This window comes from Actinomadura sp. KC216 (assembly GCF_004348535.1).
In the GTDB taxonomy this organism is placed as follows: domain Bacteria; phylum Actinomycetota; class Actinomycetes; order Streptosporangiales; family Streptosporangiaceae; genus Spirillospora.
The window spans coordinates 1-12,366 of record NZ_SMJX01000247.1 but is presented as its reverse complement, the minus strand read 5'-3'; the positions used below and the strand labels follow the sequence as shown (position 1 = coordinate 12,366).

The 12,366-nt window shown below is 73.6% G+C and carries 8 protein-coding genes; 6 read left to right on the top strand and 2 right to left on the bottom strand.

The features are described from left to right. The first annotated feature begins 46 nt into the window (after window positions 1-46). A complete protein-coding gene (fdh, locus tag E1264_RS31545) occupies window positions 47-3,298 on the top strand; it encodes a formate dehydrogenase (protein WP_132179242.1) in 3,252 nt (1,083 codons plus the stop codon). Here fdh and selA read toward each other — a convergent pair. After that, window positions 3,295-4,605 carry an L-seryl-tRNA(Sec) selenium transferase gene (selA, locus tag E1264_RS31540; RefSeq protein ID WP_132179240.1) on the bottom strand — a complete coding sequence of 437 codons (1,311 nt, stop codon included), beginning with the start codon at window positions 4,603-4,605 and terminating at the stop codon, window positions 3,295-3,297. The two genes, fdh and selA, sit on opposite strands and share 4 nt — an antisense overlap. A gap of 66 nt (window positions 4,606-4,671) precedes the next feature. On the opposite strand from selA, the gene E1264_RS31535 reads away from it, so the two are divergent. From E1264_RS31535 to E1264_RS31520, 4 genes are all read left to right on the top strand, one after another. Beyond that, window positions 4,672-5,199 (top strand): MarR family winged helix-turn-helix transcriptional regulator, encoded by a 528-nt coding sequence (locus E1264_RS31535; protein WP_132179238.1) that lies wholly within the window; start codon window positions 4,672-4,674, stop codon window positions 5,197-5,199. After that, window positions 5,196-6,038 carry an EamA family transporter gene (locus E1264_RS31530; protein WP_207936489.1) on the top strand — a complete coding sequence of 281 codons (843 nt, stop codon included), beginning with the start codon at window positions 5,196-5,198 and terminating at the stop codon, window positions 6,036-6,038. Before E1264_RS31535 ends, E1264_RS31530 begins: the two co-directional genes overlap by 4 nt. 162 nt (window positions 6,039-6,200) lie before the next feature. After that, complete coding sequence (locus E1264_RS31525) at window positions 6,201-7,421, top strand: family 2 encapsulin nanocompartment cargo protein terpene cyclase (protein ID WP_132179234.1); 1,221 nt, start codon at window positions 6,201-6,203, stop codon at window positions 7,419-7,421. Between the two features lie 74 nt (window positions 7,422-7,495). Next, window positions 7,496-8,350: a geranyl diphosphate 2-C-methyltransferase gene (locus tag E1264_RS31520; RefSeq protein ID WP_132179232.1), complete on the top strand. Its 855-nt coding sequence runs from the start codon at window positions 7,496-7,498 to the stop codon at window positions 8,348-8,350. On the opposite strand, the gene E1264_RS31515 is transcribed toward E1264_RS31520, so the two are convergent. Further along, window positions 8,328-11,306 carry a BTAD domain-containing putative transcriptional regulator gene (locus E1264_RS31515; RefSeq protein WP_132179230.1) on the bottom strand — a complete coding sequence of 993 codons (2,979 nt, stop codon included), beginning with the start codon at window positions 11,304-11,306 and terminating at the stop codon, window positions 8,328-8,330. The two genes, E1264_RS31520 and E1264_RS31515, sit on opposite strands and share 23 nt — an antisense overlap. An 81-nt stretch (window positions 11,307-11,387) precedes the next feature. Here E1264_RS31515 and E1264_RS31510 point away from each other — a divergent pair, with 81 nt between their 5' ends. Then, window positions 11,388-12,257 carry an NAD(P)-binding domain-containing protein gene (locus tag E1264_RS31510; RefSeq protein WP_132179228.1) on the top strand — a complete coding sequence of 290 codons (870 nt, stop codon included), beginning with the start codon at window positions 11,388-11,390 and terminating at the stop codon, window positions 12,255-12,257. The last annotated feature ends 109 nt before the right edge of the window (window positions 12,258-12,366 follow it).

The following is a 12,366-nucleotide window of genomic DNA, read 5'->3' as shown; positions in this document are numbered from 1 at the left end:
GGCCGGGTAGGGGCAGCGGCGCGCCGATGGTGAGGGGTGGTGTGACGTGGGCGTTCGCACTTGGATCGGGTCATGGCCCGTCTACCGCCAGTTCACCGGCGACGACCCGCTCGGGCGGGGGGCCGCGGCGAAGAGCGCGGGAACCGGGCGGATCGAGGCGCGGGTGAGTACGGCCGACCAGGTCGTGAAGTCCGTCTGCCCGTACTGCGCGGTCGGCTGCGGGCAGGACGTGTACGTCCAGGACGGCAAGGTCACCCAGATCGAGGGCGACCCGGACTCGCCGGTCAGCCGGGGGCGGCTGTGCCCGAAGGGCTCGGCCAGCCTCCAGCTGACCACCGGGTCGGCCCGCGAGTACGGGGTGCTGTACCGGCGGCCGCACGGCACCCGGTGGGAGCGGCTCGACCTCGGTACCGCGATGGAGATGATCGCGGACCGGGTGATCGAGTCGCGCCGGCGCGGCTGGCAGTGGGAGGACGAGGGCGTCCCCGTGCGCCGGACGCTCGGCGTCGCGAGCCTCGGCGGCGCCACCCTCGACAACGAGGAGAACTACCTGATCAAGAAGCTGTTCACCGCGCTCGGCGCGGTGCAGATCGAGAATCAGGCGCGCGTTTGACACTCCTCCACCGTTCCCGGTCTGGGAACCTCGTTCGGACGCGGCGGCGCGACCACCTTCCAGCAGGATCTGCAGAACGCGGACTGCATCGTCATTCAGGGCTCGAACATGGCGGAATGCCATCCGGTCGGGTTCCAGTGGGTGATGGAGGCGAAGGCGCGCGAGGCGAGGCTGATCCACGTCGATCCGCGGTTCACCCGGACGAGTGCGCTCGCCGATGTGCATGTGCCGCTTCGGGCCGGTAGTGACATCGCGTTCCTGGGCGGAATCGTCAATTACGTCCTACAGAACGAGAAGTATTTTCATGAGTATGTGCGGGCTTATACGAACGCGTCGGTGATTCTGTCGGAGGATTTCCGGGACACCGAGGACCTGGACGGTGTCTTCTCCGGGCTGAACACCGAGACCCGCGGCTATGACCACGCGACGTGGCAGTACGCGGAGATGAACGTCCAGTCCGCCGCCGGGGAGCGGGACATGCAGTGGGACGAGCGCGTCGAGTCCGTGGCGGAGGCCGGACGCGGTGAGGCGCACGGGTCCGGCGGCGCGGCGATCGGCGAGGGCGATCCGCAGCGGGATCCGGACCTGGAGCACCCGAGGTGCGTGTTCCAGGTGCTCAAGCGGCACTATGCGAGGTACACCCCCGAGATGGTGGAGCGGATCTGCGGCGTCCCGCAGGACCAGTTCCTGAAGGTCTGCGAAATGGTCACGGAGAACTCTGGGCGAGATCGGACGACCGCCTTCGCGTACGCGGTCGGCTGGACGCAGCACACGGTCGGCGTCCAGTACATCCGGACGGCTGCCATTCTGCAGGCGCTGCTCGGCAACATCGGCCGTCCGGGCGGCGGCATCCTGGCGCTGCGCGGGCACGCGTCCATCCAGGGGTCGACCGACATCCCGACGCTGTTCAACCTGCTGCCCGGCTACATCCCGATGCCGCACGCCCACACGAACGAGGATCTGGACACGTTCGTCCAGGCGGAGTCCGCGCGCAAGGGGTTCTGGGGCAACATGCGCGCCTACCTCGTCAGCCTGCTGAAGTCGTACTGGGGCGACGCGGCGACCGAGGACAACGACTACTGCTTCGACTATCTGCCGCGGCTGACCGGCTCGCACAGCACGTACGAGACGGCGATGGCGCAGATCGACGGGGTGTGCAAGGGCTATTTCCTGATGGGCGAGAACCCGGCGGTCGGGTCCGCGAACGCGAAGATCCAGCGGCTGGGGATGGCGAACCTGGACTGGCTCGTCGTCCGCGACTTCTCGCTGATCGAGTCGGCGACGTGGTGGAAGGACGGCCCGGAGATCGAGACGGGCGAGATGCGCACCGAGGACATCGGCACCGAGGTGTTCTTCCTGCCCGCCGCCGCGCACACCGAGAAGGACGGCAGCTTCACCAACACGCAGCGGATGCTGCAGTGGCACCACAAGGCGGTGGAGCCCGCCGGGGACGCGCGCAGCGACCTGTGGTTCATGTACCACCTGGGCCGGATCATCAGGGAGAAGCTGGCCGGGTCGTCCGACGAGATGGACCGGCCGGTGCTCGACCTGACGTGGGACTACCCGACCGAGGGCCCCCTGGACGAACCGGACGCCGAAGCGGTGCTGGCCGAGATCAACGGGTTCGACGGGGAAGGGAACCCGCTGTCGTCGTACACGCAGCTCAAGGACGACGGGTCCACCAGTTGCGGTTGCTGGATCTACTGCGGTTGCTACGCGGACGGCGTCAACCAGCCCGCGCGCCGCAAGCCCGGCCAGGAGCAGAACTGGGTGGCGCCCGAGTGGGGCTGGGCGTGGCCCGCGAACCGCCGCATCATCTACAACCGCGCGTCCGCCGACCTGGACGGCAAACCGTGGAGCGAACGCAAGGCCCTCGTCTGGTGGGACGCGGAGAAGGGCACGTGGACGGGCCACGACGTGCCCGACTTCATCGCCGACCGGCCGCCCGGCCACAAGCCGCCGCGCGACGCCACCGGGCCGGACGCGCTCGCCGGGGACGACCCGTTCATCATGCAGGCGGACGGCAAGGCGTGGCTGTACGCCCCCGCCGGGCTGACCGACGGGCCGCTCCCCACGCACTACGAGCCGCAGGAGTCGCCGTTCTCGAACCCGCTGTACGGGCAGCAGCGCAACCCCGTCCGGCATCTGCTGCCGCCGCATCCCGACAACCGGTACGCGCCGAGCGGCGGCGCGCCCGGCGCGGAGGTGTACCCGTTCGTCGCGACGACCTACCGGCTCACCGAGCACCACACGGCGGGCGGCATGTCGCGGTGGCAGCCGTACCTGGCCGAGCTGCAGCCGGAGTTCTTCTGCGAGGTGTCGCCGGAGCTGGCGGCGAAGCGGGGCCTGGAGCACGGCGGCTGGGCGACGATCGTCAGCCCGCGCGCCGTCGTCGAGGCGCGGGTCCTGGTCACCGAGCGGATGTCGCCGCTGGTCGTGGACGGCCGGACGCTGCACCAGATCGGCCTGCCCTACCACTGGGGCCCGAACGGCTACAGCCGGGGTGACGCCGCGAACGAGCTGCTGCACCTCGCCCTGGACCCGAACACCCACATCCAGGAGGCGAAGGCGCTGTCGTGCGACATCCGGCCGGGGCGGCGCCCGCGCGGGCCCGACGCGGCGGCGCTCGTCCGCGAGTACCGCGAACGGGCCGGGATCACCGACGAGACCGGCACCGGGGTCTAGGGGACGCTCCGCAGGACGGTCTCGGTGAGGGCGTCGTCCTGGTGCGGCGGGACGGAGCGGAGGTCGAGGAGGCAGCGGCCGTCCTCAACGCGTCCCATTACGGCGGGCGCCGCGTGCCGCAGCCGGTGCGCGTACGGCTCGGGCAGTGACACGGCCGCGCTCGGCAGGACGACGCCGGGCGCGCCTCCGCCGCCGACCGCCGACTCGCTCTCGACGGCCCGCGCGTCCAGCCCGGCGTCGCGCAGGCGGGCGGCGAGGCGTCCGGCGCGCTCGCGCAGCGCGTCCGGGTCCGTGTGGAGCGCCTCGTCGGTCGGGGTGCGCGGGCCGCGGAGGGTCGCCTCCAGCGCGGCGAGCGTCATCTTGCCGACCCGCAGCGCGCGGGCCAGCGGATGCCGCGCGAGCCGCCGGACCAGGGCCTCCTCGCCGAGGACGATCCCGCACTGCGGCCCGCCGAGCAGCTTGTCGCCGCTGGCCGTGACAAGATGCGCGCCGGCCTTGAGCATGGACGCGGCGTCGGGCTCGTCCGGCAGGAGCGGTTCGGGGGCGAGGAGGCCGGAGCCGATGTCGGCGACGACCGGGACGCCGAGCCCGGCCAGCTCGGCGACGTCCGCGCCGCGCGTGAAGCCGGTCATGCGGAAGTTCGACGGGTGGACCTTGAGGATGAAGCCGGTGCCGTCGCCGATCGCGGCGGCGTAGTCGTCCGGCGAGGTCCGGTTGGTCGTGCCGACCTCGCGGAGCCGCGCGCCGGTCGCGGCGAGCAGGTCGGGGATGCGGAAGCCGTCGCCGATCTCCACCATCTCGCCGCGGCTGATCACGATCTCGCGGCCGGTGGCGAGCGCGGTCGCGGCCAGGACGAGCGCCGCCGCGCCGTTGTTGACGACGTGCGCGGCCTCCGCGCGCGGCACCCGCTCCAGCAGGGCGGCCAGCGCCGACCGGCCCCGCCGGGCCCGGCGGCCGGTCTCCAGGTCGAGCTCGACGTCGGTCGTGCCGGACGCCACCGCGACGGCGTCGCGCGCGGCGTCCGACAGCGGGGCCCGGCCGAGGTTGGTGTGCAGCAGGACGCCGGTCGCGTTGATCACGGGACGCAGCCCGGACGCGGTCGGCGGCAGCGCGGCCACCGCCGTGTCGGCGACCGTGTCCGGCGGGATCTCCCCCGCCCTGGCCCGCCGCTGCGCCGCGACGACGGCCGCCTTCACGACGCCGCGGCCGATCCGGCCCGCCGCCTCGGCGAGCCGCGGATCGGCGAGCACCACGTCGGTGCGGGCGATCCGCCGGCGCCCGTCGGCGGGCGGGGCGTCACGATCCATCGCTGACCTCCGGGTTCTCCGCGTGACTTTCCCGCAAGCATCCCATGGAGGTATCATGCATGAGTCATGCATGAAGCACGGTTGGCGAACCTGCTCGGTGCCGCCTCGCTGGCGGTGACCGATCTCGTCCTGGCCGGGGCCACCGGGGCCGGGCGGGCGAGCCCGAGCGGGGCCGCCGCGCTGATCGTCCTGGCGGACGCGCCGGACCTCGGCGTCACCGAGCTGGGGCGGCGCGTCCGGCTCACGCAGTCGGCGGCGGCGCGGATGGTCGACGGTCTGGAGGCCGCCGGTCTCGCACGGCGGCGCCGCGGGGAGGGCCGTGCCGTCCACGTGCGGCTCACGGAGGCGGGCGAGGACGCGGTCCGCGACATGCTGGACGCGCGCGGCGCGCCACTGGCCGGGGTGCTCGACGTCCTGGACGACGAGGAGCGCGCGGCGTTCACCGTCCTGCTGGGCAAGCTGCTGGCCCGCCTGTACGCGGAGATCGGCGACGCGGACGTCATGTGCCGCCTCTGCGACCGGCAGTGCTGCGTCACCGGCGCGGTATGCCCGGTCGGCCAGGCCGAACGCGACGCTGCGGCAGGGGGCGTGTGACGGGAGTCCTCCTCGCACTGGCGTCGGCGCTCGCCTACGGCATCGCCGACGTGGCGGGCGGTCTGCTGTCGCGCCGCGCGGACTTCAGGGCCGTGGCGCTCCTCGGGCAGGCGGGCGGGCTCGTCTGCGCCGTCGCCGCCGCGCTGCTCGTGCCCATGGACGGAACGATGGACGCGACGTCCCTTGGATGGGGCGCGCTGTCGGGCGTCGGGACGGGCCTCGCGATGGTGTTCCTCTACCGGGGCATCGGCCGCGGCGACATGAGCGTGGTCGTCCCGGTCAGCGCGGTCGGCGGGGTGGCGCTGCCCGTCGTGGCCGGCGTCGCGCTGCTGGGCGACCGCCCGCCGGTGCCCGCGTGGGCCGGGATCGCGGTGGTGCTGCCCGCGCTGTGGCTCGTGTCCCGGTCGGACTCGGGCGAGCACGGCAGGGTGCGCGCGGCGATCGGCAACGGGCTCGTCGCGGGCGCCGGGATCGGGATCCAGTACCTCGCCCTCGCCCAGGCGGGCGACGGCGCGGGGATCTGGCCCGTCGCGGCGGGACGCGTCGCGGCCGTCCTCACGATCGCGCCCATGCTGTGGACGCCCGGCTTCCGCCTTCCCACCGGGAGGCTCGCGTTCTGGTCGGCGGCGAACGGGGGCCTCGCGGCGGCGGCGCTCGTCTGCTACCTGCTGGCCACCCGGGAACAGCTCGTCGTCATCGCGGTCGTCCTGTCGTCGCTGTATCCGGTCGTGCCCGTCCTGCTCGGCGTCACCGCGCTCCGCGAACGGCTGTCGGCCGCGCAGGCGGCCGGGCTCGTGGGCGCCGGGGCGGCCGTCCTGCTCCTCACCGTGCCCCTGTGACGGCGGATCGCCGTCACGCGGACGGCGGGATACATCCTGTCACCGTGAGGCAAGGTCATAGCCGGTTGTAGCCGCCGTAAAGCTGTGAGTAACTGTTCCCCGGAGCCCCACGGCTCTCCGGAGCGACACCGGGCCACGCCTTGATCAGCGAGGGGACCGACGATGGACGAACTGCTGGCGGAGCGGGTGAACCGGCTCCTGTCCGGCCCGACCGGTCTGGGCACGTCGGCGGCGCGCGTGGTGGACACGCTGGTCGCCAAGCCCGAGGCCCCGCCCGCGCCTGAGTCAGGGCCCGTGCCCGTGCCCGGGGCCGGGGCCGCCGTCCCGCCCGCGCAGGACGCGGTGGTGCCGCTGCCGTCCCGGCTGCCGAGTCCCACGCGCAAGGGCGGGCACTTCTCGCCGGGGTACGCGGAACGGGAATGGGGCGACGGCTCGTTCCCCCCGCTCTACTGCCCGCTGACGGCGCGCGTCGACGACGACCTCGCCCTGGAGGTCAACGACCGGCTGGTCGCGTGGGCCGACGAGATCGGGATCTACGCCGACCAGCTCGACCGGTTCCGCGACACCGGGTTCGGGCGCCTCGCCGTGCTCGCCCACCCCGACACCGACGACGTCGACCCGCTGCTGTTCGCGGCCAAGATGAACGCGGCATGGTGGGCCTGCGACGACTACTACGCCGACGAGAGCGACCTCGGCGCCACCCCGACCGAGCTCCCGCCGCGGCTCGCGATGGTGATGTCCGCGATGGACCCGCCACCGCCCGCGGGGAAGTACACCGACCGGCTCGAGGACGCGGTGCGCGCCGACCCCGTCCTGATGGCGCTGCGGTCGGCCGCCGGGCACCTGCGGCGGCTCGCCGGGCCGTCCCAGGTCATGCGGATCTGCAACACCACGTTCCAGATGTACGTGAGCTGGACCGCCTACGCCGCCTGGCGGCACCTGGGCGAGCTGCCGCCGGTGTGGCGGTACCTCGCCGCGCGGCAGCACGACAGCTTCTACACCTCGATGACGCTGATCGACGTCGTCGGCGGCTACCAGCTCGACGCGAACCTCTTCTACGAGCCGCGCGTCCACCGCGCGGTGATGCAGGCCGGGACCGCCTCCGTCATCGTCAACGACCTGCACTCGGCGGAGAAGGAGGCGGCCGACGAGCTGCCCGACTGCAACGTGGTGCTGCTGATCGCCGAAGAGGAGGGCTGCCAGTTGGGCGAGGCGGTCGAGACGGCCGTCGAGATGCACAACCACTTCGTCCGGGGGTTCGAGGCGAGCCAGAAGGAGCTGGCGGCGGTCCCGTCCCCCGAACTCCAGCGGTTCCTGCTCGGTGTGCAGGGCTGGATGGCGGGCGGCTTCGAATGGCACGGATCGTCCGGCCGCTACAAGTGACGGCCCCACCGCCCGCATGACCCGACCACTTGTATGACCCGACCACGCATCCCGTCGAGAAAGGATCACCGGATATGGGCTCAACCCAGGGCGCCGCGGTTCTCAACAGCCTCTACCAGCACTCGGTCGCCGACTACTGGAACGCCGAGAAGAACCCGGTCAACCTCCGCCTGGGCGAAGTGGACGGGATCTACCACCACCATTACGGCATCGGCCCGGCGGACTGGACGGTCCTCGACGGCCCGCCCGAGACCCGCGAGAAGCGGACGATCGCCGAGCTGCACCGGCTGGAGACCGCGCAGGCCGACCTGCTGATGAGCCATCTCGGCGCCGTCCGGCCGACCGACCGGCTGCTGGACGCGGGGTCGGGGCGCGGCGGCTCCAGCCTGATGGCCCACCAGCGGTTCGGCTGCCGGGTGGACGGCGTGTCGATCTCCGAGTCCCAGGTCGCGTTCGCCAACGCGCAGGCCGAGCGGCGCGACGTCGCCGACAAGGTGCGCTTCCACTTCAAGAACATGCTCGACACCGGTTTCGAGACCGGCGAGTTCCAGGCCATCTGGAACAACGAGAGCACGATGTACGTCGAGCTGGGCCTGCTGTTCGCCGAGCACGCCCGGCTGCTGCGGCGCGGCGGCCGGTACGTGTGCATCACCGGCTGCTACAACGACGCCTACGGCCTGCCGTCGCGGGCCGTGAGCGAGATCAACGCGCACTACATCTGCGACATCCACCCCCGCAGCACGTACTTCAAGGAGATGGCGGCGAACCGGCTCGTCCCGGTGAGCGTGGTGGACCTCACCTCCGCGACGATCCCGTACTGGGAGCTGCGCGCGAAGTCGACGCTGGCCACCGGCATCGAGGCGGCGTTCCTCGACGCCTACAAGGGCGGCAGCTTCCAGTACGTCCTCATCGCCGCCGACCGCGTCTGAGCCGGGCCTCGATCCGGTCGACGTCGCCGCGTTCCGCCTCCGGCAGCGGCGCTCCGGCGGCGTCCCGGGCGGCGGACGCGCCGTCCAGCGCCGCCGCGGCCTCCTCGTCGCGGCCCGCCAGGGACAGCGCGCCCGCCGTCCCCTCCAGTGCCAGCGCGATCGCCCGCGGGTTCCCGGTCGCGCGGGCGGCGGCCAGGCCCTCGGCGTGCAGTCCGAGGGCCTGGTCCGCGTCTCCGCGCAGTTCGGCGATGAACCCGAGCTCGGCGAGCAGGAAGGCCATGCCGGGGGCGCCGTCGATGTCGCGGACCCAGCCGAGCCAGCGGCGCAGGATCGCCTCCGCCTCGTCCAGCCGGCCACGGCGGCGGGCCGCCAGCGCCAGCCCGATGTCGGCGAAGTTCTCCATCCGGCGATGCGACTCGCGGACCGCCAGCCGCCTGCCGCGCTCGTGCAGGTCGTCGGCGCGGTCGAGGTCGCCGGTGAGCAGCGCGATGCGGCCGAGGCGGGACAGGACTCCGGACGCCTCCGTCCAGAGCCCGAGCTCTTCGGCGTCGCGGAGCCCGCTCTCGTGGAGCCGGGCCGCGCGGGCGTAGTCGCCGGTCACCTCGGCGAGGACGCCGAGGGTCTCGGTGGCCTGGAGGCGTCCCCAGCGGTCGCCCGCCGTCCGGAACAGCTCTATGGCGCGCTCTCCGTCGCGTCCCGCCCTCGGGAGGTCGCCCGCGGAGAGCGCCCGCGCGGCGCGGGTGGCGAGCGCCGCGGCCTCACCCCACGTGTCGTCGGCGGCGCGGAAGCCCTCCAGGGCGCGGGCGGTGAGTTCCTCGATCGCGTCGAGGTCGCCGAACCCGGCGCGGACGAAGCCGAGGAACCATTCCGCCCACGGGTCCTTCTCGCCGTAGGCGGCGAGGGCTTCGCGGCAGCGCTCGTCGCGGTCGTGGCCGTCGCCTTCGAGCATCGCGAAACCGGTGTGCCAGGTCTTGGCGACGGCCGTCCGCGCGGGCGTGCCGCCGGGGACGGCGAGGGCCCGCCGGAACGCGCGGCGCGCCTCGCCGGGACGGCCCCACAGGAACCAGGCCCAGCCCATCGCGTTGACCAGCCGCAGCGCGAGGTCGGCGGCGCCGTCCTCGACGGCGGTGTCGAGCGCGGTCCGCAGGTTCCCGGACTCGGCCCGCAGCGCGCGCAGCGCCTCCCGCTGGCCCGGGCCGCGCAGGTCGGCGCGTTCGGCGAGCGCCGTGTAGTACTCGGCGTGGCGGCGGCGCGCCGCCCCGTACTCCCCCGCCTCGCGGAACCGCTCGGCGGCGTACGCGGCGATCGACTCCAGCAGCCGGTAGCGGGGACCGTCACCGGCCACGACCAGGGACCGGTCGACGAGGCTCGCCAGCACACCGACGTCCGCGCCGCAGACCTCTTCGGCCGCTTCGAGCGTGCAGCCGCCCGAATGCGCCGCCAGCCGCCGCAGCACCCGTCGCTCGGGTTCGCCGAGCGGTTCCCAGCTCCAGTCGATCAGCGCGCGGAGCGTCCGCTGCCTGGCCGGTGCGTCCCGGGCGCCGGAAGACAGGAGCCGGAACCGGTCGTCCAGCCGCGCCGCCAGCCCCTCGACGCCGAGCGTCCGGACGCGGGTGGCGGCCAGTTCGAGGGCGAGCGGGATGCCGTCCAGCCGCGCGCAGACGTCCGCGATGGCCGGTGAGCCGAGGGTGATGCCCGCTCGTTCGGCGAACAGTTCGGCGGCGTCGCGGGCGTCCAGCGGCGGGACGCTCCACAGCCGCTCGCCCGAGATCCCGATCGGCTCGCGGCTCGTCGCGAGGACGCGCGGCTCGGCGGCGTCCCGCAGCAGGCCCGCGACCAGGCGGGCGACCGGTTCGACGGCGTGCTCGCAGTTGTCCAGGACGAGCAGCGCCCGCTTCCCGCGCAGCGCCTCCGCGAGCCTGCCCGCCGGGCCGCCGCCCGCGACGCCCGCGTCGTCGCGCAGCCCGAGGACACCGGCCACGAACGACGCCACCTCGTCCACCGATGCGCCCGCCTTGAGGCCCTCGTCCAGCGGCACCAGCCAGACGCCGTCGGGGTGCCGATCCCGCACGCGCCGCGCGACGGCCACCGCCAGCCGCGTCTTGCCGACCCCGCCCGGCCCGGTCAAGGTCACCATCCGGGCCGGGCCGGTCAGGACGTCCGCGAGCTCGTCCATCGCGGTGTCCCGCCCGATCAGCGGGGTGATGTCGGCGGGGAGGTTCCCGGACGCGGGCAGCGTGTGGCGGAGGATGGCGAGGTGCAGGTCGGCGAGGGCCGGGCCGGGGTCGGTGCCGAGGTCTTCGGCGAGGCGGTGCCGGAGGTCCTCGTAGGTCGCGAGCGCGTCGGCGGGACGGCCCGCGCCGTGGAGCGCGCGCATGTAGGACGCGCGGAGCCGTTCCCGGAGCGGATGCTCGTCGACGGCGGCGCGCAGTTCGGCCGCCACGACCTCGTGGTCGCCGAGGTCCAGGCGTGCCTCGGCGTGGACTTCGAGTGCGGAGAGCCGCAGCTCGTCCAGGCGTGTGATCTCGGGGGCCGTGAACGGCGCGTCGGCGAAATCGGCGTAGGCGGGGCCGCGCCACAGGGACAGCGCGTCCGCGAGAAGGGCGGCGCGGGCCGCCGGGGCCTCGGACGCTCGCGCCTCGGCGAGGAGGTCCTCGAACCGGGCGGCGTCGTCCGGGCGGGCGTTCAGGCGGTAGCCGGGCGGGACCTTCTCGACCAGGGCGCGGGCGCCGGGTTCGGCGTCGTCCAGGGTGCGGCGGAGCTGGGAGACGCGGGCCTGGAGGGTCGCGGGCGGGTTGGCGGGCAGCCCGTCGCCCCACAGATCGTCGATCAGGCGGTCGGCGGGGACGGTCCGCCCGGCGTGCGCGAGAAGGGCGCGGACCTTGCGGTCGGCGACCCTGACCGGCGTGCCGTCCCCCGTCCGCACCTCCAGCGGGCCGAGCACCCCGAAGCGCATACCCGCCACCGTAATGCGGCCCGAAGGGTTCCCGAAGCCGCGGGCGGCAGGCTCGGTCTCCTAACGGAAAGGGGAATCGTCATGGCTGAACAGACATCCGTGACCGTGCTCGGGCTGGGGTTCATGGGGACGGCGCTCGCGGAGGCGCTGCTGAAGAACGGGCACTCCGTGACGGTCTGGAACCGTTCGCCGGGCAAGGCCGAGCCGCTTGCCGCCAAGGGAGCGCGCCCGGCGGCGACGGCCGCGGAGGCGATCGCGGCGAGCCCGCTGGTGATCGTTTGCATGTCCGTGTACGGCAACGCGGACGGCGTCCTGACCGGTGACGTGCTGGCCGGGCGCACGGTCGTCCAGCTCACCAACGGGACGCCGAAGCAGGCGCGGGCGCTGGCCGAGCACGTCACCGGCAGCGGTGGGCGGTACGTCGACGGCGGCATCATGGCCGTCCCGCAGATGATCGGCGGGCCGGACGCGCTCGTCCTCTACAGCGGTGACGAGGCCGCGTTCGAGGAGAACCGCGCGCTGCTCGGCGCGTTCGGCGGTGCGCGGTTCCTGGGCACCGACCCGGGGCTCGCGCCGCTGTTCGACCTCGCGCTGCTGGACGCCATGTACGGGATGATCGCCGGGTACTTCCACGCGGTCGCGCTCGTCCGGTCGGAGAAGGTGCAGGTGGCGGAGTTCAATCCGATGGTCACCGCGTGGCTGACCGCGATGATGGAGGGATTCTCCGAATACGCGCGGGCCTTGGACGACGGCGATTTCAGCACCGACGTCTCCAGCGTGGCCACCAACCAGGTCGCGTTTCCCGGCCTGATGGACACGAGCCGCGAGCAGGGAGTGGACCCCGCCCTTCTGGCCCCGCTGCGCGACCTGCTCGACCGTGCAGTGGCCGAGGGCCACGGCAAGGACGGGCTGGCCCGCCTGGTCACGCTGCTGGAACGGCCCGCGTCCTAGCCCTGCGCCCTAGCCCTGCGCGGAACGGGGCGGGGGTTCCGGCGACCGGGACGGGCGGTTCGGGTCGGGCAGGTCCGGCAGGCCCGTCTCCGGCCGCTGCGGGACGGCG